27 protein-coding genes are annotated in these 21,591 nt (G+C 71.4%); 18 read left to right on the top strand and 9 right to left on the bottom strand.

Annotated elements, in window-relative coordinates:
• Positions 1-137: 137 nt before the first annotated feature.
• Both mqnP and HW837_RS20320 read right to left on the bottom strand, forming a co-directional pair.
• Entirely contained in the window at positions 138-1,043 is a 906-nt protein-coding gene (gene mqnP / locus HW837_RS20325; protein WP_193381992.1) for a menaquinone biosynthesis prenyltransferase MqnP, read from the bottom strand.
• On the bottom strand, positions 1,040-2,497 hold the full coding sequence (locus HW837_RS20320; protein ID WP_045559330.1) for a menaquinone biosynthesis decarboxylase: 1,458 nt from the start codon (positions 2,495-2,497) through the stop codon (positions 1,040-1,042). Before HW837_RS20320 ends, mqnP begins: the two co-directional genes overlap by 4 nt.
• 85 nt (positions 2,498-2,582) lie before the next feature.
• Between HW837_RS20320 and HW837_RS20315 the strand changes: the two genes are divergently transcribed.
• Positions 2,583-3,011: a PLD nuclease N-terminal domain-containing protein gene (locus HW837_RS20315; RefSeq protein ID WP_045559329.1), complete on the top strand. Its 429-nt coding sequence runs from the start codon at positions 2,583-2,585 to the stop codon at positions 3,009-3,011.
• Positions 3,012-3,086: 75 nt separating this feature from the next.
• Here HW837_RS20315 and HW837_RS20310 read toward each other — a convergent pair whose 3' ends face one another.
• On the bottom strand, positions 3,087-3,242 hold the full coding sequence (locus HW837_RS20310; RefSeq protein WP_193381991.1) for a hypothetical protein: 156 nt from the start codon (positions 3,240-3,242) through the stop codon (positions 3,087-3,089).
• Between the two features lie 111 nt (positions 3,243-3,353).
• On the opposite strand from HW837_RS20310, the gene HW837_RS20305 reads away from it, so the two are divergent.
• From HW837_RS20305 to HW837_RS20240, 14 genes are all read left to right on the top strand, one after another.
• Positions 3,354-4,154 (top strand): MerR family transcriptional regulator, encoded by an 801-nt coding sequence (locus tag HW837_RS20305; RefSeq protein WP_237270272.1) that lies wholly within the window; start codon positions 3,354-3,356, stop codon positions 4,152-4,154.
• A 2-nt stretch (positions 4,155-4,156) separates the two neighbouring features.
• Positions 4,157-4,483: a gas vesicle protein GvpO gene (locus tag HW837_RS20300; RefSeq protein ID WP_045559587.1), complete on the top strand. Its 327-nt coding sequence runs from the start codon at positions 4,157-4,159 to the stop codon at positions 4,481-4,483.
• A 109-nt stretch (positions 4,484-4,592) separates the two neighbouring features.
• The gene (locus tag HW837_RS20295) at positions 4,593-5,066 is read left to right on the top strand and encodes a gas vesicle structural protein GvpA (protein ID WP_045559328.1); all 474 of its coding nucleotides are present in this window, start codon (positions 4,593-4,595) and stop codon (positions 5,064-5,066) included.
• Complete coding sequence (locus tag HW837_RS20290; protein ID WP_078853629.1) at positions 5,063-5,788, top strand: GvpL/GvpF family gas vesicle protein; 726 nt, start codon at positions 5,063-5,065, stop codon at positions 5,786-5,788. The genes HW837_RS20295 and HW837_RS20290 overlap by 4 nt, the downstream gene beginning before the upstream one ends.
• A gap of 54 nt (positions 5,789-5,842) precedes the next feature.
• On the top strand, positions 5,843-6,079 hold the full coding sequence (locus HW837_RS20285; RefSeq protein WP_237269022.1) for a gas vesicle protein GvpG: 237 nt from the start codon (positions 5,843-5,845) through the stop codon (positions 6,077-6,079).
• Positions 6,076-6,762, top strand: coding sequence for an ABC transporter substrate-binding protein (locus HW837_RS20280; RefSeq protein ID WP_193381990.1), 687 nt, complete (start codon positions 6,076-6,078; stop codon positions 6,760-6,762). The genes HW837_RS20285 and HW837_RS20280 overlap by 4 nt, the downstream gene beginning before the upstream one ends.
• The gene (locus tag HW837_RS20275; protein WP_193382496.1) at positions 6,755-7,948 is read left to right on the top strand and encodes an SRPBCC family protein; all 1,194 of its coding nucleotides are present in this window, start codon (positions 6,755-6,757) and stop codon (positions 7,946-7,948) included. Before HW837_RS20280 ends, HW837_RS20275 begins: the two co-directional genes overlap by 8 nt.
• A gap of 3 nt (positions 7,949-7,951) precedes the next feature.
• Positions 7,952-8,455: a gas vesicle protein gene (locus HW837_RS20270; RefSeq protein WP_045559324.1), complete on the top strand. Its 504-nt coding sequence runs from the start codon at positions 7,952-7,954 to the stop codon at positions 8,453-8,455.
• Between the two features lie 102 nt (positions 8,456-8,557).
• Complete coding sequence (locus tag HW837_RS48750) at positions 8,558-8,827, top strand: gas vesicle protein (protein ID WP_256254967.1); 270 nt, start codon at positions 8,558-8,560, stop codon at positions 8,825-8,827.
• A complete protein-coding gene (locus HW837_RS20260; protein ID WP_045559323.1) occupies positions 8,802-9,224 on the top strand; it encodes a gas vesicle protein K in 423 nt (140 codons plus the stop codon). The genes HW837_RS48750 and HW837_RS20260 overlap by 26 nt, the downstream gene beginning before the upstream one ends.
• A gap of 48 nt (positions 9,225-9,272) precedes the next feature.
• Entirely contained in the window at positions 9,273-9,764 is a 492-nt protein-coding gene (locus HW837_RS20255; protein WP_045559322.1) for a nucleoside deaminase, read from the top strand.
• A complete protein-coding gene (locus HW837_RS20250) occupies positions 9,748-10,725 on the top strand; it encodes an isopenicillin N synthase family dioxygenase (protein ID WP_045559321.1) in 978 nt (325 codons plus the stop codon). Before HW837_RS20255 ends, HW837_RS20250 begins: the two co-directional genes overlap by 17 nt.
• Before the next feature lie 214 nt (positions 10,726-10,939).
• Entirely contained in the window at positions 10,940-11,749 is an 810-nt protein-coding gene (locus HW837_RS20245; RefSeq protein ID WP_234379461.1) for a hypothetical protein, read from the top strand.
• Positions 11,742-12,128 (top strand): GntR family transcriptional regulator, encoded by a 387-nt coding sequence (locus HW837_RS20240; RefSeq protein WP_045559319.1) that lies wholly within the window; start codon positions 11,742-11,744, stop codon positions 12,126-12,128. Before HW837_RS20245 ends, HW837_RS20240 begins: the two co-directional genes overlap by 8 nt.
• A gap of 43 nt (positions 12,129-12,171) precedes the next feature.
• On the opposite strand, the gene HW837_RS20235 is transcribed toward HW837_RS20240, so the two are convergent.
• Together HW837_RS20235 and HW837_RS48745 are read right to left on the bottom strand one after the other, a co-directional pair.
• Entirely contained in the window at positions 12,172-12,717 is a 546-nt protein-coding gene (locus tag HW837_RS20235) for a DUF4232 domain-containing protein (protein ID WP_045559318.1), read from the bottom strand.
• Between the two features lie 104 nt (positions 12,718-12,821).
• A complete protein-coding gene (locus HW837_RS48745; protein ID WP_234442627.1) occupies positions 12,822-13,217 on the bottom strand; it encodes a DUF7848 domain-containing protein in 396 nt (131 codons plus the stop codon).
• Between the two features lie 350 nt (positions 13,218-13,567).
• Here HW837_RS48745 and HW837_RS20225 point away from each other — a divergent pair, with 350 nt between their 5' ends.
• The 3 genes from HW837_RS20225 to HW837_RS20220 all read left to right on the top strand — a co-directional run bounded on the left by HW837_RS20225 (position 13,568) and on the right by HW837_RS20220 (position 16,557).
• Positions 13,568-14,524, top strand: a complete 957-nt coding sequence (locus HW837_RS20225) for a helix-turn-helix domain-containing protein (protein WP_045559316.1) — start codon at positions 13,568-13,570, stop codon at positions 14,522-14,524.
• Complete coding sequence (locus tag HW837_RS48740; RefSeq protein ID WP_234442626.1) at positions 14,472-14,594, top strand: DUF397 domain-containing protein; 123 nt, start codon at positions 14,472-14,474, stop codon at positions 14,592-14,594. The genes HW837_RS20225 and HW837_RS48740 overlap by 53 nt, the downstream gene beginning before the upstream one ends.
• 73 nt (positions 14,595-14,667) lie before the next feature.
• Positions 14,668-16,557 carry a hypothetical protein gene (locus HW837_RS20220; protein ID WP_193381988.1) on the top strand — a complete coding sequence of 630 codons (1,890 nt, stop codon included), beginning with the start codon at positions 14,668-14,670 and terminating at the stop codon, positions 16,555-16,557.
• 56 nt (positions 16,558-16,613) lie between these two features.
• Here HW837_RS20220 and HW837_RS20215 read toward each other — a convergent pair whose 3' ends face one another.
• The 4 genes from HW837_RS20215 to resB all read right to left on the bottom strand — a co-directional run bounded on the left by HW837_RS20215 (position 16,614) and on the right by resB (position 21,589).
• Complete coding sequence (locus HW837_RS20215; RefSeq protein ID WP_193381987.1) at positions 16,614-17,711, bottom strand: CU044_5270 family protein; 1,098 nt, start codon at positions 17,709-17,711, stop codon at positions 16,614-16,616.
• On the bottom strand, positions 17,708-18,409 hold the full coding sequence (locus tag HW837_RS20210; protein ID WP_045559582.1) for an RNA polymerase sigma factor: 702 nt from the start codon (positions 18,407-18,409) through the stop codon (positions 17,708-17,710). The genes HW837_RS20215 and HW837_RS20210 overlap by 4 nt, the downstream gene beginning before the upstream one ends.
• 85 nt (positions 18,410-18,494) lie before the next feature.
• Positions 18,495-19,592, bottom strand: a complete 1,098-nt coding sequence (gene ccsB, locus HW837_RS20205; protein WP_193381986.1) for a c-type cytochrome biogenesis protein CcsB — start codon at positions 19,590-19,592, stop codon at positions 18,495-18,497.
• Positions 19,589-21,589: a cytochrome c biogenesis protein ResB gene (resB, locus tag HW837_RS20200; protein WP_193381985.1), complete on the bottom strand. Its 2,001-nt coding sequence runs from the start codon at positions 21,587-21,589 to the stop codon at positions 19,589-19,591. Before resB ends, ccsB begins: the two co-directional genes overlap by 4 nt.
• Positions 21,590-21,591 lie beyond the last annotated feature (2 nt).

The following is a 21,591-nucleotide window of genomic DNA, read 5'->3' as shown; positions in this document are numbered from 1 at the left end:
CCTGAAAGGCGACGGGGCTGCGGGGTGAAAAGCACGGGGCGCAGCCCCTGCTTTTCAGGGGCGCGGGGAACTGCGCGAGAAGCCCCACCGGGCCGGCAGCCGAGAACGCACCCACCGGCCCACCCCCTGACGCGCTCCTAGAACGTCAACCCCCGCACCACCAGATCCAGCAGCGCGCACACGAACAGGGCGATGCCGATGAAGCCGTTGACAGAGAAGAACGCGCGGTTCAGACGGGACAGGTCGTGCGGACGCACGATCGTGTGCTCGTAGACGAACGCGCCCGCGACGATCGCAAGCCCCAGCCACAGGAACGCGCCCGCGTCGGTGACCACCGCGTACCAGGCGAACAGCGCGGTCGTCAGCACATGGCAGACCCGTGCCGCCCAGACCGCCGCCGGGATGCCGAAGCGCGCCGGGACCGACAGCACGCCGGACTCCCGGTCGGAGTCGACGTCCTGGCAGGCGTAGATGAGGTCGAAGCCGCCGATCCAGATGCCGACGGCCAGGCCGAGGACCACCGCCTCCCAGGACCACTCCCCGGTGATGGCGAGCCAGCCGCCGACCGGGCCCATGGCCTGGGCGAGGCCGAGGATGGCCTGGGGGTAGTTCGTGAAGCGTTTGCCGTAGGGGTAGACCACCATCGGGATCACGGCGACGGGGGCGAGGGCCAGGCAGAGCGGGTTCAGCAGCGCCGCCGAGCCGAGGAAGATCACGACCGCGACGAGCGCGCCGGTCCACGCGTGCCTGACCGACATCGCGCCGGTCACCAGCTCGCGGTGGGCCGTACGCGGGTTCCGCGCGTCGATCTCGCGGTCGATGATCCGGTTGACCGCCATCGCGAAGGTGCGCAGGCCCACCATGCAGACGGTGACCAGGAGCAGCCGCACCCAGTGGATGTTGCCGTCCAGCTGGAACATGGCGGTGAGCGCGGCGATGTACGCGAACGGCAGCGCGAAGATCGAGTGTTCGATCATCACCAGGCGGAGGAAGGCCTTGGTGCGGCCCGGTTGTTGCGGGAGGGCCGCCGACGCGCTGGTCACAGGCCGTACTCCTTCCAGCGGCGGTCGACGAGCGCCGCCGTGGCCGGGTCCGACTCGACCATGTCGGGCCAGCCCCCGTCCCGCGTGTAGCCCTCCTCGATCCACTTCTTCGTGGCGTCGATGCCGGCCTTGCCGCCCCAGAACTGCTGGTAGGAGGCGTGGTCGAGGTGGTCCACCGGGCCCTCGACGATCGAGAGGTCGCGGGCGTAGTCCGTGTTGCCGAGGGCGCGCCAGGCGACCTCGTGCAGGTCGTGGACGTCGCAGTCGGAGTCGACGACCACGATCAGCTTGGTCAGGGACATCATGTGGGCGCCCCAGATCGCGTGCATGACCTTCTGCGCGTGCTTGGGGTACTTCTTGTCGATCGAGATGATCGCGCAGTTGTGGAAGCCGCCCGCCTCGGGGAGGTGGTAGTCCACGATGTCCGGGACGATGATCTTCAACAACGGCAGGAAGAAGCGTTCCGTCGCGCGGCCCAGGGGTCCGTCCTCCGTCGGCGGGCGGCCGACGACGATCGACTGGAGCAGCGGGCGCTTGCGCATCGTCACGCAGTCGATCTTCAGCGCGGGGAAGGGCTCCTGCGGGGTGTAGAAGCCGGTGTGGTCGCCGAAGGGGCCCTCGGGGAGCATCTCGCCGGGCTCCAGCCAGCCCTCGATCACGACCTCGGCGTTCGCCGGTACCTGCAACGGCACCGTCTTGCAGTCGACCATCTCGATCCGCTTGCCCGCGACGAACCCGGCGAACAGGTACTCGTCGATGTCACCGGGGAGCGGCGCGGTGGAGGCGTACGTCACGGCGGGCGGGCAGCCGAAGGCGATGGCGACCGGCAGGCGTTCGCCGCGCTTGGCTGCCACCTGGTAGTGGTTGCGGCTGTCCTTGTGGATCTGCCAGTGCATGCCGATGGTGCGCTTGTCGTGGCGCTGGAGGCGGTACAGGCCGAGGTTGCGCACGCCGGTCTCGGGGTGCTTGGTGTGGGTGAGCCCCAGGTTGAAGAAGGAGCCGCCGTCCTTGGGCCAGGTGAACAGCGCGGGCAGCAGGTCCAGATCGACGTCGTCGCCCTGGAGGACCACCTCCTGCACGGGCGCGCTGTCCGGTTTCACCTTCTTCGGCGGCACGTGGGCCATCGCGCCGAGCTTCCCGAACGCCTCCCGCACGCCCACGAAGCCCTGGGGCAGTTCGGGCTTGAGCAGGCCGCCGATCTTCTCGCTGATCTCGCCGTACGACTTCAGCCCGAGCGCCTTCAGCAGGCGGCGGTCGGTGCCGAAGACGTTCATCGCGAGGGGCATCGCGGAGCCCTTCACGTTCTCGAAGAGCAGGGCGGGGCCGCCGGCCTTGTTGACCCGGTCGACGATCTCCCCGACCTCCAGACAGGGGTCGACTTCGGCCTTGATGCGCTTGAGATCGCCCTCGCGCTCCAGTGCGCGGAGCAGGGAGCGAAGATCGTCGTAAGCCATGGGGTCCAGTATCCCCGAGGGGCTACCCTGACCCCGTCACGGGGCCCGGTGCTCGGCCCCGCCACCGCTTCCAGGGGGCTGTTCCATGCTCAGGCTGTTGATGTACCTCGTGCCGTTGGCGCTGACCATCTACGCGTTCATCGACTGCCTCAACACCCCCGAGGACGAGGCGAAGCACCTGCCGAAGATCGCCTGGGTCTTCATCATCCTGCTCTTCTGGATCGTGGGCCCGATCGCCTGGCTCGCCGCGGGCAAGCTCCGCAACGTGCCCGCCGGTGGCCGCACGCCCTCGGAGTGGCACCGCAACCACCGCACCGAGTACGTCGCCCCCGACGACAACCCCGAGTTCCTGAAGTCGCTCGCCGAGGACAACAAGAAGGACGAGTCGCTCCTGAAGAGCTGGGAGGCCGACCTGCGCCGCCGCGAGGAGGAGCTGAAGCGGCAGGAGCAGGAGCGCGGCGAGAAGGGCGGACAGGCCGAGAAGCGGGAGAAGAAGGACGGCGAGGAGGCGTGACGGCGGCGCCGGTCGGCCACGTGCGGGCCGTCGGGCGTCGGACCGCCGACTGACACGGCCGTCCGGCACCCCCTGTCAGCCGGTCGGCTCCTGACCCTTCTTGTCGACGACCCCGACCTCCAGCAGGGCCTCGTCGTCCGTACCCAGGTACTTGAAGCTGCCCTTGTCGAAGACCCACACATCGGGGTGACGGGCCTCGCCGAAGGCCAGGCCGACCCCCTGACGGCCCACCGCGTCCTCCGCCTTCTCGCCCTGTCCTCCCGCCCCCGGCCGTCCCTGTGTCCCCGGTCACACAGGAGTCCGCCTCCCCCTGCGCTCCGAAGCGTTCTAGCCTTCCACCCGATGCCCGCATCCGGCCCACCCCCACGTCCCTCCGCCCGCCTGCGCCCCGTCGACCTCGCCCGGCTCTCAGGTGTCTCCACGCAGCAGATCCGCAACTACGAGGAGGCCGGGGTGCTGCCGCCCGTGCCGCGTACGGCCTCGGGGTACCGGATCTTCGGGGACGCGCACCGGCGGGCACTGCTGACGTACCGGGCACTGTCGAAGGGGTACGGGGCGGTCGTGGCGACGCGGATCATGCGGACCGTGCACGAGGGGGACGTACCGGGGGCGCTGGCGCTGGTGGACGAGGCGCACGCGGCGCTGCACACGGAGCGGGTGTCGCTGCGCGCGACCGGGGAGGCGCTGCGGGCGCTGGCCGGGGAGCCGCCCGAGGACGACGTGCCCGCCGCCGACCTGCTGATCGGCGAGGTCGCGGCCCTGCTCGGCGTACGGACGTCGACGCTGCGGGTCTGGGAGGCCGCCGGTCTGCTGTCACCCCGGCGCGAACGCGGCACCGGCTATCGCCATTACGCCCCCGACGAGGTGCGCGACGCCCGCTTCATCCTCGCCCTCCGCCGCAGCCACTACCTCCTCGACGACATCCGTCCCGTCCTCGAGGACCTCCGTGCGGAGGGCGGTACGGACGCCCTGCGCGCCGCGATCACCGCCCGCCGCACCGCCCTGACCGCGCGCACGGCGGCCATGCTGGACGGCGCGGGCCACCTGCACGCCTACCTGACCCCGCCCACCGCGCCCCCTCTCTCCCCCGGGGTGGCATATGACCCGCTCAAGGTCGATGATGGACAAAGGGTAAGAAGGTGATGATTACGAACGGCCGGGAGTCGGAGAAGAGCCGTTCCTCGTCGCGGCAGGCGCCCGCCGAGGAGCGGGTCTCCGCGCCCGAGGCCATGCGGAGCGCGATCGAGCAGCTCTCCCAGTTGCTCGGGCGCGCTCCCGAGTCCGTTTCCGCGCTGAAGCCGACCGACGAGGGCTGGGAGGCCCAGGTCGAGGTCATGGAGCTGGAGCGCATCCCGCAGACGACCAGCGTGATGGCCGCCTACCGGGTGTCTCTGGACCCCGCGGGCAAGCTGCTGGCGTACGAGCGCGGACGCCGGTACACGCGCGCGCAGATCGACCGGGGCACCCGCTGAGCCGCTGAGGCCACGGCCGCCGCCGAAGAACCCGGCGGCCGCCGTCGGAGCCATGGCCCGCGTCCCTCGCCGGACGGCTTCCCGTACTCGGAGGGAAGAGATCGTGACTGTGGTGCCGCAGAGCGAGGGCGGCGCCCTCGCCCCCCGTGGCGGTGGCGGCGGCTCGGGGAACCTCTACGACGTGCTGGAACTCGTCCTCGACCGGGGCCTTGTCATCGACGCGTTCGTCCGCGTCTCCCTGGTGGGCATCGAGATCCTGAAGATCGACGCCCGGGTGGTCGTGGCCAGCGTCGACACCTATCTGCGCTTCGCCGAGGCGTGCAACCGGCTGGATCTGGAATCGGGACGCAAGGCCCCCTCCCAGCTGACGGACATCGTCGGGGACACCACCGAGTCGGGCGCCCGGGGCAAGAGCAAGGGCGCGCTCACCGGGGCGGTCGAGGCCGTCACCGACTCGCTGTCGAAGAAGCGCGACCACGACGAGGAGCGCGAATCCGGGCGCGAGTCCGCGCGCGAGAAACAGCGCGTGAGCTCCGGGCGGAGCAGCACGAGCCGCCGTTCCTCCAGGGACCGTGAGGAGTGAGCGAGCCGATGTCGGTCTACGTCTACGCGATCACCAAGGCGGCGCACCCGCTGGGCCTGGACGACGTCAAGGGCGTCGGCGAGGGCCCCACCGCCCTGCACGCCGTCAGCAACGGCGAGCTGAGCGCCGTCGTCAGCGAGGCTCCCGACGATCTGTCGGTCAGCCGCCGGGACGTGGAGGCGCACCAGGAGGTCCAGCTGCAACTGTGGACCGAGGGCGCCATCCTGCCGCTGAGCTTCGGTTTCGTCGCCCCGGACGAGGGCGCCGTGGAGGCGCTGCTCCAGGAGCAGGCCGAGACGTTCTCCCGGCGTCTGGACGAACTGACGGGGCGCGCGGAGTTCAACGTCAAGGGCGTTCAGGACGAGGACACCCTCCTGCGCACCGTCCTGACGGAGTCCGCGCGGGCGCGGGAGCTGAACGACGCGATCCGTGAGGGCGGTGGCACGTACGAAGACCGCCTTGCGCTCGGTGAACTCGTCGCCCAGGAGGTGCAGGGCCGGCAGGAGGCGCTCGGCGAGGAGGTCCTCGCGGCGCTGCGGCCGTACGCCCTGGACGAGCGGCTCGCCCCGGCCTCCCAGCAGTACTTCGTGAACGTCTCCTTCCTGGTGGAAGGCGAACGGGAGGACGAGTTCGCCGAGGCCGGCGGGGAGCTGGCCGAGGCCCTGGGAGAGGGAGTGGAACTGCGGCTGCGCGGACCGCTGCCGCCGTACAGCTTCGTATGACCGTCGCATGACCTGGGAGGCGATGTGGTGGGACTGGTCGGGACCATTCTGACGTTGCCGATCGCTCCTGTGCGGGGCGTCGGGTGGGTGGTCGACAAGGTGCGGCAGGCCGCCGAGGACGAGTACTACGACCCGGGGCCCGTCCAGGAGGAGCTGGTGAACCTGGAGCGGGCGCGGACCGAGGGGCGGATCGACGAGGAGGAGTTCGCGCGGCGCGAGGAGGAGTTGCTGCGGCGGCTGGAGGAGATCAGCGCCTACCGGCTCCAGCAGCAGAGGGAGACGGAGTCATGAACAACGCCACGATGGGCGCGGCCGTCCTCGGCGGCTATCTGCTGGGGCGGACGAAGAAGGCCAAGCTCGCCCTCGGCCTCGGTGCGCTGCTGGCCGGGTCGCAGGTCAGACCCGGACAGCTGGGCAAGGCGCTCGACGCCCCGTTCCTCAGCGACCTCACCCGTCAGGTGCGCGCCGAGCTGGCGGGCGCGAGCAAGGCCGCGGCGACCTCCGTGCTGTCGTCGAAGGCCGACCACCTCGCCGGCGCCCTGCACGAACGCACCGCGGGACTGCGGGAGCGGGCGGAGGGCAACGGCGGCGCGCACGACGACGAGCCAGAGCCTGAGGAAGAGCCCGAGGAAGAGCCTGAGGACGAGACCCAGGAGGAGGGCAAGGACGAGGACGAGGGCAAGGCAGAGGACGAGAGCCAGGACGAGGACGAGGACGACAGCGAGGCCGAGAGCGGGAGCAAGGCCGAGGGCGGGAGCAAGCGCGCGAGCAGGAGCGGGACCAGGGCCAAGGCCGGGACGGGGACAGGGAAGTCCGGCGGATCGCGGGCGGCGGGCGCGGCGGGCCGCAAGAGCGCGCCGCAGTCGAGGACCACCGCACGCCCGAAGAAGAAGACCGCCGGCACCACGAGCCGTGCCAGGAGCGGCAGCGGCAGCGGCAGCGGCACACGGTCGAGGAGGCAGGACGATGGCTGAGCGCGGCACGTCGAAGGGCGGCTCGGCCGGTGGCACCGGCACCCTCGACCGGACCGAGGAGGAGTCCGACCGGAACACCGGCACGGCCCGGCTGAAGGAAGAGCTGGAGGACTACATCGAGGCCCGGCTGTCCGTGATGCTCCAGGGCGTGGGCCATGGGCTCGGCGAGGGCGCGCGCAAGCTGGGCGACATGGGCACGGGGGCGCTGAAGGGGACCGCGTCCCACGCCAAGGACGCGCTGGTCGACAAGGCGAAGGGCGCCACGGGCAAGGCGAAGGACGTCGTCGGCGAAAAGGCCAAGGACGCCACGGGCAAGGCGAAGGACGTCGTCGGCGAGAAGGCCGGCGGCGTCATGGAGAAGGCGAAGGACGCCGGCGGCAAGAAGGGCGGGAAGAAGACCGAGGGCGGCAGCGGCAAGGGGCACACCATCATCGAGGACATCGACGTGGGTGTGCCGGTGCGCGAGGCGTACGACCAGTGGACGCAGTTCCAGGAGTTCAGCCGGTTCGCCAAGGGCGTGGTCGCCGTCGACCAGCAGGACGAGACCACCACCCAGTGGCACGTCAAGATCGCCAAGTCCACGCGGTCCTGGCGCGGGAGCATCACCGAACAGGTGCCCGACGAGCGCATCGCCTGGACGTCCGAGGGCGCCAAGGCGACCACCCGGGGCGTCGTCACCTTCCACCCGCTCGGCGACAACCTCACCAAGGTGCTGCTCGTCCTGGAGTACTTCCCGAAGGGCGTCGTCGAGAAGGTCGGCGGGCTCTTCCGGGCGCAGGGCCGCCGTGCCCGCCTCGACCTCAAGCTCTACCGCACCTTCGTGATGATGCGCGGCGAGGCCACCGGAGGCTGGCGCGGCGAGATCCGCGACGGAGAGGTCCAGGAGCCGGAGGACGACGAGGAGACGGAGGAGGAGACCGAGGAAGGGCCCGAGGACGCCGAGGACGCCGAGGACGCCGAGGACGCCGAGGGCCGGTACGACGAGGACGAGCCCGAGGCTGAGCGCGAGGACCGGCCCGAGGAAGACGAATGGGAGGACGAGGAGGACACGGACGAGGACTCGGACGAGTACGCGGACGACGAGGAACCCGAGGAGGACGAGGACGAGGAACCCGAGGGCACGTACGAGGACGACGAAGAGCCCGTGGAGGACGAGGACGAAGAACCCCGACGAGAGGCCAGGTGACCCGTGTCCCAGTCCGACGCCCGCTCCCCCGTCCCCTCACCGTCTCGCGGCGCCTATCCGTACGGCGGCGGTCAGGGGTCCAGCGCGAACCTCGCCGACATCCTCGAACGGGTGCTCGACAAGGGCATCGTCATCGTCGGCGACATCAAGATCAACCTTCTCGACATCGAGCTGCTCACGATCAAACTGCGTCTGCTGGTGGCCTCGGTCGACAAGGCCAAGGAGATCGGCATCGACTGGTGGGAGCACGACCCCGCCCTCTCCTCCCGCGCGTCCCGTCCCGACGGCGGCCGCCGCTCCCTCGCCGAGGAGAACGAGCGGCTGCGCACCGAGGTGAAGGAGCTGCGCCGACGCGTCGAGGAGCCCCTGCCGGAGCTGTCCGCGGGCGCGTCGGCCGAGCGCCCGCCCCGGGAGGCCCGCCGCAAGGAGCCCCGCCCGGCGGAACCCCGGCGCAAACGGCGCAAGCCGGTGAACGCCGACGACGAGGACGACGAGGCCCGTGGCTGAGAAGGGTCCCGGCCGACGATGAGCGCGTACGGCGACCCCGACGCGTACGACACGTACGACCCGTATGACGGCCGCGACGCGTACGACGAGGGCGACCGCCCGATCAGCGGACGCCAGGTCGCGCTGATCGATCTGCTCGACCGGCTGCTGAGCGGCGGTGTCGTCCTCACCGGGGACCTCGTCCTGAGCATCGCGGACATCGATCTCGTACGGGTGTCGCTGCGCGCGGTGATCGTCGCCGTCAGCGAACAGATGGACGAACAGTGGGCGCTCCCCCTGTCCGAGCGGACGCCCCTCGAAGAAGCGGAAGACGCCGAAGGAACGGGGACGGAAGGAGGCGACGACCATGGCGATGGCGACCCCCCGGACTGACGGCGGCGGCCCCCACGTCGACCGTCTCCGTGAGGTGTCCGCGGCCGCGAACCGCGCGTTCTCCCTGCTGCCCGCCCGGCCGGAGGAGGTCCCCCCGCCGCCGCCGGCCCGGGGCGAGGCCGTGGCGCGCCGGTTGCGCACGGACCCCGACACGGTCGAGCGGGACCTCGTCCGCCTCGTCCTCACCATCGTCGAGCTGCTCCGCCAGCTGATGGAGCGCCAGGCCCTGCACCGCGTCGACCGGGGCGGGCTGACCGAGGACCAGGAGGAGCGCCTCGGCATGACCCTGATGGTCCTGCACGAGCGCATGACGGAACTCTGCGACCGCTACGACCTCACCCTGGACGACCTCAACCTCGACCTCGGCCCCCTGGGCACCCTCCTCCCGCCGCCCTGATCCCGCGCCGCGCACGTGACCGCCCGCCGTCGCGGGCAGAGTGTGGTCATGGACCAGGACCAGGACCAGGCACGCGCATGGCTCGTCACGGCCGTCGAGGAGGCGCGGGCGGGGCTCGCGGAGGGCGGCATCCCCATCGGGGCCGCGCTCTACGGACCGGACGGCCGCCTGCTCGGGCGCGGGCGCAACCGCCGTGTCCAGGACGGCGATCCGTCCACGCACGCCGAGACGGCCGCGTTCCGCGCGGCGGGACGGCAGCGGACGTACCGCGGTACGACGATGGTGACGACGCTCTCGCCGTGCTGGTACTGCTCCGGGCTGGTCCGGCAGTTCGGGATCTCGCGGCTGGTGGTCGGGGAGGCCACCACCTTCCACGGCGGCCACGACTGGCTCGCCGAGCACGGTGTGGAGGTCCTGGTGCTGGACGACCCGGAGTGCGTGGCCCTGATGCGGGACTTCGTCGCACACCACCCGGCTCTATGGAACGAGGACATCGGTGACGCCAGTGACACCAGGGACATCAGTGACGCCGGGGAGTAGGCCGCCCCGTATCCCCACCATCGATCTGGGCCCCTGGCTCGACGGCGGCCCGGAGGACCGCGCCGGGATCGCCCGGACCGTCGACCAGGCGCTCCAGAGCGCCGGTTTCCTGCTGGTCACCGGCCACGGCGTCGATCCGGCCCTGCGCACCCGCATCCGGGAGGCCGCGCGGTCCTTCTTCGTGCTGCCCGTCGAGGCCAAGCAGGCGTACGAGGTGAAGGTCGGCGGGCGTGGCTGGCTGGGCCCGGGGGCCGAGGCGAACGGGTACGCCGAGGGGACGGAGACCCCGCCGGACCTCAAGGAGTCGCTGACGTTCGCGACGCACGAGCCGTTCGACGACCCGGTCGTGAACGCGGAGTGGTACGCGCCGAACGTGTGGCCGGCGGAGGTACCGGAGCTGCGGGCGCTCTGCGAGGAGTACCTGGCGCGGATGGGCGAGCTGGAGAACCTGCTGCTCTCGCTCCTCGGGGAGGCCCTCGGCCTCGAACCGGACTTCTTCTCCCGGCACATGAGCCACCCCACCTACGGCTTCAACATCAACTGGTACCCGGGCACGGACGTGATCGGAGACCCCGTGCCGGGGCAGTTCCGGATCGGCCCGCACACCGACTTCGGCACGGTGACCATCCTCGACCGGCAGGCCGGAAAGGGCGGGCTCCAGGTGTACACGGACGAGGGCGGCTGGGAGGACGCCCCGTACGACCCTGCCGCCTTCACCATCAACATCGGTGATCTGATGGCCCGTTGGACCGGCGACCGCTGGCGTTCCGGGCGCCACCGCGTGCTGCCGCCGCCGGCCGACGAGCCCGCCGAGGAGCTGATGTCGCTGGTCTACTTCGGCGAGTGCACCCCGGGCACGGTCGTGGAGTCGGTGCCCGCGCCGGTCGGGCGGGTGGCCTACCCGCCGGTGGACTCGCACGTGTATCTGCGGGCGCAGCTGGACTCGATCACGGTCGACTGACCGCGTCCTCAGCGGTCCCCGCGCTGCCCTCCCGCGTCCTCGGCGGTCCCGCCGCCCTCCCCCGCCCTCCCCCGCCCTCCGCGTTCGCGGGAACCGCCGCGCCCCGGAGCCCGTCTTCCCCCGCGTCACCTTGTACCGAGTGTTTGACACAAGATCCCGGTCGCGGCATCTTGTACCCACTGCTTGATACAAGATGATCCGGGGGGATCTTCCCATGCTCGACACGACCCCGCTCGACACCGCCCCGCTCCAGCATCGGCTCCTCGACCACGCCGACCACTACGCCCGCTGGTCCGGTCTGGCCATAGGCCTCGTGGTCGCGCAGGCGCTGTCCACGCTCGGGCACATCGAGTTCGAGCAGCGCGTCGTGTTCTGCCTCACGGCCTTCGGCCTGTGCGCGGTGGCCGGTGTCCTTCTCGCCGACGCCCTGACTCTGCGCCCGCAGGACGCGGTGCGCACGGCGAGTCTCGCCCCGCGCCTGGTCAGAGACCATGTGCCCCCGCGCATGGGCCCCCTGATCGCCCTCCAGGGGCTCTCCCTCGTCGTCCTGCTGGTGATCACGGCCGCCACGGCGTCCGTCGACGGCGACCGGATGTTCATCACCGGGAAGGTCGTCGACGTCACCTGCAACGGGATGCGCGCGACCCTAGGCCCGTGGCCCGGCCTGTACTACAGCCTCCCGATGTTCGGCGCGCTCGCCATAGCCACGCCCACCTGCGTCTGGGCGCTGCGCCGCATCGCGCACGGGCCGGGCGAGGAACAGCAGCGCCGCGACCGCGCGTGGGCGGTCACCGGGGCCTGGGGCCTGCTGGTGTCGAGCCAGCAGCTGTACGCCGTCCTGATGATCTCCGTCGCGCTGACGGAGACGGGCTGCGCCGGCACGCTGGGCGCGATCACCTTCTGGGTGTTCTACCCGCTGGCCCTGCTGAACCTGTTCACCGTCGTCTGGTCCCTGGTCACCGTCGTCGCGCCCCGCGCCGTCGAGGACGAGCCCGCCGAGGACGGGGCACCCGGCGATGAGTGACCCCGCCGTCCGCGTCGACACCACCAGCCAGGTCCCGCCGTACGAGCAGATCCGCGCGCAGCTCGCCGCGCTGATCGTCACCGGCCGGCTGGTCGAGGGCGAACGACTGCCGACCGTGCGCCAGCTGGCCACCGACCTCGGCCTGTCGCCGGGCACCGTGGCCCGCGCCTACCGCGAGCTGGAGGCCACCGAGCTGATCCGCACCCGCCGGGGAGCGGGCACCCGGGTGGCGGCGCCCCGGCCGGGCCCGGCCCGGCCGCACGCGCCCCAACTCGCCACCCTGGCTCGCGACTTCACCGCCTCCGCCCGCGCCCTGGGCGCCGACACGGAGGCCATCCTGACCGCCGTCCGCCACGCCCTGGGCCCTGAGAGGCCCTGAAACGGCCCTGTACGGCCTTGAGCGGCTGCGGCCGTCCGGTCGCCTACTTGCCGATCGGGTTGACGTAGGTGGCCGGGCGGGTGGCGCCGTCCTGCTTGAGGATCTGACCGCCGAACGGCCACTTCAGCGTGAAGGACTTCTTCTCGTTCGGCGGGGTCACCACGAACTTCGCCGGGACGAACTTCTCCTTCTTCGGCGTGGACTTGGCCACCGGGAGCAGGGTGACGCTGAATTCGACCGTGTCACCCTTCCCCAGGGTCATCTTCACGGGCTTCTTGGAGGAGCGCATCAGCGACCACGTGCCGTCGGTCTTCTGCGCGCCGACCATGTCGACACCGGCGAAGCCGGACAGGGTGCAGGTGCGCTTGCTCTTGTTGGTGAACAAGACGTACGCCTGCGTCTGCTTCTTGGTCTGCTTCATTTCCGGCTTCGCGTCATCCCCCGTGGCGAACGCGGCCTTCAGGTCGGCGGTGTGACAGCGGGTCGGCTTGGCCTTCGCGGTGGTCGCGGCCGAGGCCGGGACGGCGGTGGCGGCGGTACCGGCGACGACGACGGCCGCCAGGGCCACGGCGGTCAGCTTGCTCTTCATGGTGTGTCTGGTTCCCCTCGGATACGGATCGGCGCGCAAGGTCCGTGCGCGCCCGCGCACCGGAAGAGGGGCGATCCGCGACGGAGGTTCGGCCCACCGGGAGATCATTTTTCCAACGGCTCCAGCACCGAGTAGTCCCCGAAGCTGCGCCGGTAGCGCAGGTGCCGCGTCTCCTGCGTGTGTCTGCGCTGCCACTCCTCCACGGCCGCCGGATCACTGTGCACGCCCGACTCCGCGCCGCACTCCGTCTCGTCGCCCGACACGCACCGCGCCTCGTACTCCGGCTCCGCCGTCATGTCCTGCGCGATGACGTACGGCACGTAACGGAAGACGCGGCGGGCGCGGGCGCCTCCGCCGTGCTCCCGTCGCTGATGGTGACGGAGCAGCACGTTCGCGTCCGTCTCCGCGCTCCGGTCGTACCGCGCCCGCGCCTCGTCCCGCCGTACGGCCAGCTCGGCGCACGCCGTGCATCCCGTCACCGGAACGGGGGGCGGACCCAAGGGCTCAAGTTGACGCAACGTCACACCCTCCTCTTCGTGCGGCGGTTCGCCGCCTTGACCTGTGCCCCGAGCCGCTCCGCCGGAGTCGCCGGCCGCAACGTCGCCGGATCCGCCTCCCACTCCCGACCGCCGCCCACCGGACGCAGCATCGCGTACGGCCCGACCCGGTCCCGGTACTCCCCCACGCGCCGCGTCCGCGGATCGTAGACAAGCTGCCCCTCTGGTTCCACGCGCACTCCACAGCCCTGTTCGTCACTCTGGGTGTATCCAGCGTCGCCGACGGGCACGGTCGATATCAACGCGGGACGTGTGGCACTGGGCCATTGCCACACTCGGCACGAGGGGGCGTCATGACGAGGCGGAACGCGGACGGGGCCGTCGGGGGCGGCAGTTCGGTGCTGTTCGGTGAGGTGCTGCGGCACTACCGCGAGGTGGCACTGCTGACGCAGGAGGCCCTGGCGAGAGAGATCCCGTGCGACCGCTCCCAGGTGGCGAAGATCGAGGCGGGCACGAGGGTCCCGAGCGACCAGTTCGCGAAGCGGTGCGACGAGGTGCTGGGGACGGGTGGGGTGTTGGCCCGGATGTGGGCCAAGGTGGACTGGTATCCGGCCGTCCAGCATCCGGATTGGTTCGAGCGCCGGGTCGAGATGGAGGCGGTGGCGGTCGGGCTGCGGCAGTACCAAGAACGGGTCGTCCCAGGCCTGTTGCAGACGGAGGACTACGCCCGCGCGCTCTTCTCCCGGGCCGTACCGGCTGAGGAGGTGGAGGAGCGCGTCCTGGCCCGAATGAGCCGCCAGCCCCGCTTCCTGTCCGACGACGGCCCGCTGTACGTCGTCGTCCTGGACGAGAGTTGCCTCCGCACAGCGGTGGGGTGCCCGGACATCATGCGCGACCAGTGCGCGCACCTGCTGAGCGTCGGGCGGCGCCCCAATATCCGCATCCAGGTGGCTCCGGCGGACCTGTTCGGGATCTTCCGTCCCAGGCAGTCCATGTCCCTGATCGAGCTGCCCGACGAGCGGTGGGTGTACTCCGAATCGATGGACCACAGCCACTTCAACAACGAACCGACTGCTTACGCCCGTTATAGCCGAACCTATGATGTGCTCAGGGCCGACATCCCGTCAGCTCGCGAATCCGCCGCCCTGATCAGCGACGCGATGAAGGGGTACGAGCAGCATGGACAGGTACGAGCTGAGCACGGCGACCTGGATCAAGAGCAGCCACAGCGGCGACAACGGCGGCGACTGCGTCGAAGTGGCCCCCCGTTTCCCCGCCGTCGTCCCCGTCCGCGACAGCAAGAACCCTGACGGGCCCGTACTGGTCATCAACCGTCCCGCCTGGCTCTCCTTCATCGACGCCGTTCGGTCGGAGTCGTAAGCGAACGGGCAGGGTTCGTCGTACTCCGAAACAACTGCCCCTCTCTCCACAGCTGTTGATAACCACAGCAGCTATGACAACGGCAACGACACCGGCCCCCGCCCTCTTCGACATATCCAGGGCGTACGAGCACTCGCCCGAACCCCCGTTCGTGGTGCTGGCGGGGGCGCGCGGGCTCGGCAGGAGCACCGTGCTGCGGGAGCTGTGCGCGGCCCACCGGGGGCGCGGCCCCGTCGCGTTGATCGACGGGGAGGAGAGCCGGTTCGACCGGCCTCCCCCGGGCCGGCCCCCCACGTCCTGGTCGCCCGCGTACGAGGCGGTGACCGTCGTCGCCGAGCAACTGGCGGAGTCGCCGGCCGGGGCCGGGCGGATCACGTTCCCCCGGCTGGCGTGCGGGCTGCTCGCCGTCGCGGCCGGTGGCTGGGGGGATCGCGGGCTGTCGCGGATCTGCGCGGAGGCGGAGCGGATCCTGCTGCTGAGCGACACGGGCGGCTGGCTGGCGGGACGGTGGGTGGGCAGGGCCGTGGCCCGGCTGGTGTCGTCGCTGTCGGACCAGGGGCCGGTGGTCGAGGCGACCGTCGAGGCCGCGTTGGAGGCGTTCAGCGAGGGGATGTCGTCCTCGCACCGGCGGCTGCGCAGGGGCGCCGTCTGGTACCGCGACCACCCCTTCGCGGCCGGGAACCCCAAGCTGGGCCTGGTCCTCCTCTGCCGCCACTTCCAGGCGGGCGGCGACGCCCGGACCCACGCGGAACACCATCTCGTACGGGCACTGCTGGCGGACCTCGACGACGCGTACGCGGGGATGGCGGGGGTCGTACCGCGCCCGCAGCGGGCCGGGCGGCCGGTGGTGCTGCTGGACAACGTGCAGGAGGTGGCGGGGCGGCGGCTGATGGAGTCCGTGCTGCGGGCCCGGGCGGACGGCCGGCGCGACCAGGTGGCGTTCTTCGCGGGGCTGCGCGGACAGGGCCATCCCGCCCTGCGGAACGCGGCCCGGCGCACGCTCGTGGAGGCTGCCCGTGGGGCCGACTGGGCGCCGGGCGGTACGCCGTCCTCGCACGCGCTGCTGGTGTCGTTGCCGCCGCTCTCCCCCGACGACACCCGGGACGCCCTGGAAGCGGCCTGCCCCGGGCTGACGGTCCCGCCCCGACTCCCGTACGCCGTGCACCGGTTGACCGGCGGCAATCCCCTCGGCACGGCACTGCTCGCCGCGTCGGCCGGCCGGAACCTGCCCCGGGGGCTCACCGCTCCGGCCGACCTGCTGCTGGCGGAGGACACCGGACGCCGCCGTGCCTACGAGGCGGTGCTGGAACGCCTCCTCCCGGACGAAAACCACCTCGACGAGCTGGCCGTCCTGTCCCTCGCCCACGACCACGCCTCGGCTCTCGTCCTCGCCGAGTCCCAACTCCCGGTCGGCTTCGGCGAGTCGGGCGTACGGGCCCTGTCGAGCCGCCTGGCGGCCGAGGGCCACGCGCCGTCCCCCGACCACTTCGTGGGCGACCCCTTCCTGCGGGCCCTGCTCCTGCTGCGCCTGCGCCACGGCGAGCACGGGCGCGCGAACCGTGACCGCCGGGGCAGCCGCGCCCCCACGTGGCGGGACGCCCACCGCGCGCTGGCCTCCCACTACGGCAGCGCCCGCCCCCTGCACCGCGCCCACCACGAACTCGCCCTCGGCAACCCGGACTTCGCGGTGGACCACCTCCACGACACGTACGGCTCGGCGGAGCCCCGGGCGTGGCTGGCCTCCCTCACCTTCATCGCCTCGGCCCCGCACCACACCCCCGACGACACCCGCATCCCCACCGCCCTCGACGCGACCGGCACGACCCCCGACCTCCGGCTGCGCGTACGCCGCGTCCTCCACGCGGCCCGCCGGACGACGGACCCCTTCTCCCCACCGGCCCCCGAAACCACCGAACACCTCCGCCGAGCCCTGGCATCGCTCGTCCCCGCATCAGTCCTGTAGACGACGGGGGTCGGGGGTCGGGGGCCGGGGGCCCGACCCCCGGCTCACGGCTCCCCCTAGGGCCGTTCGGTGACGCTGTCGACCACCGTGCGTTCCAGGATCGCCACCGACGAGACGAGGTCGCCCGCCGCGAGGGTGTCGCAGTCGTCGGCCGGAGGGTCGAGCTTGACGGTGTCCGCGGCGAGGAAGGCCAGCGTCCGTGTGTCGAAGAGGAGTTCGTGCCGGGTGGGCCCGTGGCCCCGGTCTTCGGGCCAGTTGCCCGTGAGGCCGACCGAGATTCCCGTACGGCCCGCCGCGTCGACGGACCCCTCGTACACGGTCAGTCCCGGAATCCGCGCGACGGCCCGGTACAGCGCGACCTCCACCTTCGGTGGCAGCAGCTGCTCGGCGAGCAGTGTGGACGCCTTCTCCAAGGCCTTCCGGTCAGCCGACTTCGCGCCGGACGCCCGCTCGTCGCCCTTCAGCCCGTACAGATAGCGGTACATCCCGTCGGCATCGGTCGGCAGTTCGTCCTCCACCTCCCGGAAGAAGCTGACACCGTTCTTGACGGGGAGCTGCTTACCGAGCGACAGCTCCGCCACCTCGCCGTCCACCCCACGCTCCCGTTGCAGCCCGTTGTGCTGCCCGTCCACCGACGACCAGAACTCGCGCAGGCCGTAGGGGTACCCCTCCAGGGTCATGGGGCAGGGCATGTCGTTCTTCTCGGGGTCCATCTTCCAGTGGTAGTCGTTCCGTTCGGTGTAGACGAACTGGTCGTCCCTCACCTTGGGCAGGCTCCGGCTCCCGGCCGCCTCCGCGATCCGCTCCAGCAGTTCGGCCGCGCGCTGGTCGCTGCGCTTCGCCTCGCCCAGGCGCCGGTCGCCGGAGCCGTCCGCATGGGTCGTCAGCGGCACGGCCGCCTGCTGTGTCACCGCGGCGCCCACCACGATCGCGACGGTCAGCGCGGCCGCCGCGGCGGGCCCCACGAAGGCGGGCCGCCGCCAGAGCGCGGTACGCGGCCGTACGACCGGGGTCTCGCCGCCGTTCTCGATCTCACGCATCAACTGCTCCCTCAGGACGCGGTGACGGCCCGGAGGGAGGTCCCGCTCGACGGCGGTGGGGACGCCGGCGTCGGCCGGCTCGTCCTCGTCCCGGGGGGACGGGTTGTCGTTCACGGGTTCCCCTCCTGAATGGGCCCGGCCACGGAGGCGCGGCCGTCTCTTGTCTGTCCGCGGCGGGAATCGGGTTCCCGGGCACCCGGCTCCCCGGCGCCCTGCTTCCCGGCTGTCTGCTTCCCGGCGCCCTTCTCTCCGGCCGCGAGCTGCGCGGCGAGTTTGGCGCGGGCCCGGGAGAGGCGGGAGCGCACGGTCCCGACCGGGATGCCGAGCGCCTCCGCGGCGGCCGCATAGTCCAGGCCGCCCCACGCGCACAGCGCGAGCACCTCCCGCTCGGGCCGCCGCAGCCGGTCCAGCGCCGTGCGCACGGCCCGCAGATACGCCTGGTCGTCGAGGTTCCCGGCGACCTCGTCGGCGAAGTCCCGCACCGACTCGGGCCTCGGCAGCCGCGCGACGGCGGCGGCATGGCGCCGGCCGGCCCGGCGGGTGTTGCGCGCCACGTTGGTGGCGATGCCGAGCAGCCACGGCCGCGGCGAACCCCCCTCCGCGTCCAGCCGCCCCCGCAGCCGCCACGCCTCCAGGAAGGTCAGCGACACGATGTCCTCGGCCGTCGACCAGTCCCCCGTCAGCCGGAAGGCATGGTTGTAGACGGACCGCGCGTAGGCGTCGAAGACCTCCCCGAACGCCCCCGCGTCCCCGTCCCTGATCCGCGCGCGCCACGCACGCCGGTCCCCCGTGTCCCCGTCATTCGTCTCCACGTCCTCCCCCTGTCCGTACGCCGAAGGCCGGTTCCCGTGACTCACGTCACAAGGGAACCGGCCTTCGGTGTGTTCCTCGGCGGACTCAGCCGACGTCGGCGTAGGAGTGCTTGCCGCTGACGAAGATGTTGACGCCGTAGTAGTTGAACAGCCAGCAGGCGAACGCGGCGATGGCGATGTACGCGGCCTTGCGGCCCTTCCAGCCGGCCGTGGCACGGGCGTGCAGGTAGCAGGCGTAGGCGACCCAGGTGATGAACGACCAGGTCTCCTTGGGGTCCCAGCCCCAGTAGCGACCCCACGCGTCGCCCGCCCAGATGGCGCCCGCGATGATCGTGAACGTCCACAACGGGAAGACGGCTGCGTTGACGCGGTACGAGAACTTGTCGAGCGAGGCCGAGGCGGGCAGCCGCTCCATCACCGAGGTCGCGAACCGGCCCGGCCGGCCGCCGCTCGCCAGCTTGCTCTCGTAGGAGTCCTTGAACAGGTACAGGATCGTGCCGACCGCGCCGACGTAGAACACGGCGCCGCAGAAGATCGCCGTCGAGACGTGGATGTAGAGCCAGTACGAGTGCAGGGCGGGAACCAACTGGTCGCTGGCGGTGTACAAGACAGTGACGGCGAGACCGAGATCGAGGAGGACGGTCGTGATGAGCGGCAGCCCCAGCCAGCGGACGTTCTTCTTCAACGCCAGCAGCGCGAGGTACACCCCGACGGCCACGGTGGAGAAGGTGATGTTGAACTCGTACATGTTGCCCCACGGCGCCCGCTGCACCGAGAGCGCCCGCGTGAGCACCCCGCCGAACTCCACGAGGAAGGCGAGCACCGTGAGGGACACGGCGATACGGCCGTAGAGGTCGCCCTGCTCGTCCCCGCCGTGGGCGCCGGGCCCGTCCGGCACGTCACGGGAGCCGGACACGGCCCGTACGACCACCTTCGGCCGCTCCAGCACGTCGGTGCCGCCGGCCGTCTTCACGGTCACCGCGGGCGCGGCCGCCTTCTTCGCCGCGGCGCCACCACCCTCGGCGGTCAGCGCGGCGGCCGTCCGGCCCACCTTGCTGCGGCTCCCGAAGAGCCATTCGGCGATGTAGGCGAAGAAGGCCAGGGTGTACACGGCCATCGCGGAGTAGATCAGCGTGTTGCTGAGGTTCGCGAGGTTTTCGTTGGTGGCGGCGGCGAGAGTCACTTCTCAGCCCCTTCGGAGGGTACGACTGGGGGTTGGGGGGAGGGCGATGTCGTGCCCGCACTCTCTGCGGGCAATCGTGCCGCTGGGGCGGCACGGGTGGGCGCAGCGGCACCCTGCAAGCGCCGGTCAGCGTCACCGCCCTCGGCCTCAACCGCAGCCGACGGCTCGCTGTCAAGCTCAGGCTCAGCGGCAGTGGGCGCTTCGGCGTGGACGATGGCAGCCAGGTCACCCAACTCTTCCGGCACCTTCGCCGACTCGCTGCGCCCAAGGCCCGCCATCTCCACGACGGTCACCCCGTCCGGCCCGGTCACCGCCCGCACCCACACCCGGCGGCGCTGGACGAAGAGGGACGCGGCGAGCCCCAGAATCGCGGTGACGGCTCCGCCGAGCGCCCACCCGCTGCCGGGCTGCTGGGTGACCTGGAAGCCGGCCCACTCCTTCACCCCGTCGAAGGTGACCGTGCCGTTGCCCCCGGGCAGCGTCATCGTCTCCCCCGGCTTCAGGTTCTCCCGTACCTGCGCGCCCTTGGAGTCCTCGTACGCCTTCAGCTTCCGCTTCTCCAGGCGGTACACGCTCTGCGGCACACCCGAGTCGATCCCGAGATCGCCGTGGTACGGCTCCAGGTTGAGCACGGGGTTGAGCAGCGCGGGGAACTGCGAGAGCACGGCCGTGTTCTTGCCGCCGTACGTCGGCAGGAAGAACGCCTGGAAACCGAGCTGCTCCCGCTGCCCCTCGGCGTTGGTGTAGCCGTCCGTGACCTTGATCGCGCCGGAGGAGGTGACGTTGGAGTCCAGCGGCAGCAGCGGCGCGGCATCGCTGAAGACGACCTTGCCCTTGCCGTCCCGCACGGTGATCACGGGCGCGTAACCGTGGCTGACCAGGTAGACCTTGGAGTCGCCGATCTCCAGCGGCTTGTTGACCTCGATCTTGGTCGACTTCTCCTTGCCGTCGGCGCCGACCGCGTAGTCGATGGAGGCCTCGTAGATCCGGGGCGTGCCCTTGTTCGGGCCGCTCGCCTCGTAGGTGCCCCGGAAGTTCTTGAGGTCGAAGCTGAAGGGGTTGAGGTCCTCGGCGGTGAAGAGGTTGCCGGACTTGAAGTCGTCGTACTGCGTGAGGGTGTTGGCGAAGCCGCCGCCCTCGACGATCAGCTTGTTGCCCTCGGAGCGGTAGAGCTGCCCCCAGGCGAAGGCGACGAGCATCACGATCAGGGCGATGTGGAAGGCGAGGTTGCCGGCCTCCCGCAGATAGCCCTTCTCGGCGGCGACCGCGTCGCCGACGACGTGCGCGCGGAACCGGCGCTTCTTCAGCGCCTTCAGCGCCGCCTCGCGCACCTGCTCCGGCTCGGCCTCCGTGCGCCAGGTCGCGTAGGCGGGCAGCCGGGTCAGCCGCTTGGGCGCGCCCGGCGGGCGGCCGCGCAGCTGGCCCACGAACTGCCAGGTGCGGGGCACGATGCAGCCGATGAGCGAGATGAACAGCAGGATGTAGATCGCCGAGAACCACACCGAGCTGTAGACGTGGAACAGCCCGAGCTTCTCGTAGATCGGCCCCAGGGTGTCGTGCCGCTCCATGAAGTCGGCGACCCGGGTCTCGTCCTGCCCGGACTGCGGGATCAGCGAGCCGGGGATCGCCGCGAGCGACAGCATGAACAGCAGGATGAGCGCGACCCGCATCGAGGTCAGCTGCCGCCAGAACCAGCGGGCCCACCCGATCACCCCGAGCGTCGGCAGGTTGGGCGCGTCCTCCCGCGGGGCGGTGGAGAGCTGCGATCCGGCGGCACCGAGGTCGTTGTCGTCGGCGGAGGCGGAGGCGGAGACACGATCGGCGGGGGAGGGCGAAGCGGCAGGCCGGTCGGGGGCGGTGGATCCGCTTTCCCCGGACGTCCGGCCCTTCTCCGTGGACTGCGCCGCGTCGGCCGGGCGGCCCTTGCCACCGCCGGTGCGCCGGGCGGTGTTCTCTCGCTCGCCGGAGGCCTCGCGGCCGGAGTCGGTCGTCGTCATTG

This window comes from Streptomyces caniscabiei, from assembly GCF_014930365.1.
Classification (GTDB): domain Bacteria; phylum Actinomycetota; class Actinomycetes; order Streptomycetales; family Streptomycetaceae; genus Streptomyces; species Streptomyces caniscabiei.
This window is presented reverse-complemented; position numbering and strand designations above follow the sequence as displayed.

Bases quoted from the DNA above. Each gene is read 5' to 3' on its own strand.
- HW837_RS20320 (WP_045559330.1), bottom strand. From the start codon at position 2,497: ATGGCTTACGACGATCTTCGCTCCCTGCTCCGCGCACTGGAGCGCGAG.
- HW837_RS20235 (WP_045559318.1), bottom strand. From the start codon at position 12,717: ATGAAGAGCAAGCTGACCGCCGTGGCCCTGGCGGCCGTCGTCGTCGCC.
- resB (WP_193381985.1), bottom strand. From the start codon at position 21,589: ATGACGACGACCGACTCCGGCCGCGAGGCCTCCGGCGAGCGAGAGAAC.
- HW837_RS20305 (WP_237270272.1), top strand. From the start codon at position 3,354: ATGCCCGCATCCGGCCCACCCCCACGTCCCTCCGCCCGCCTGCGCCCC.
- HW837_RS20245 (WP_234379461.1), top strand. From the start codon at position 10,940: ATGCTCGACACGACCCCGCTCGACACCGCCCCGCTCCAGCATCGGCTC.
- HW837_RS20225 (WP_045559316.1), top strand. From the start codon at position 13,568: ATGACGAGGCGGAACGCGGACGGGGCCGTCGGGGGCGGCAGTTCGGTG.
- HW837_RS20315 (WP_045559329.1), top strand. From the start codon at position 2,583: ATGCTCAGGCTGTTGATGTACCTCGTGCCGTTGGCGCTGACCATCTAC.
- HW837_RS20275 (WP_193382496.1), top strand. From the start codon at position 6,755: ATGGCTGAGCGCGGCACGTCGAAGGGCGGCTCGGCCGGTGGCACCGGC.
- HW837_RS20240 (WP_045559319.1), top strand. From the start codon at position 11,742: ATGAGTGACCCCGCCGTCCGCGTCGACACCACCAGCCAGGTCCCGCCG.
- HW837_RS20220 (WP_193381988.1), top strand. From the start codon at position 14,668: ATGACAACGGCAACGACACCGGCCCCCGCCCTCTTCGACATATCCAGG.
- HW837_RS20255 (WP_045559322.1), top strand. From the start codon at position 9,273: ATGGACCAGGACCAGGACCAGGCACGCGCATGGCTCGTCACGGCCGTC.
- HW837_RS20260 (WP_045559323.1), top strand. From the start codon at position 8,802: ATGGCGATGGCGACCCCCCGGACTGACGGCGGCGGCCCCCACGTCGAC.
- HW837_RS20280 (WP_193381990.1), top strand. From the start codon at position 6,076: ATGAACAACGCCACGATGGGCGCGGCCGTCCTCGGCGGCTATCTGCTG.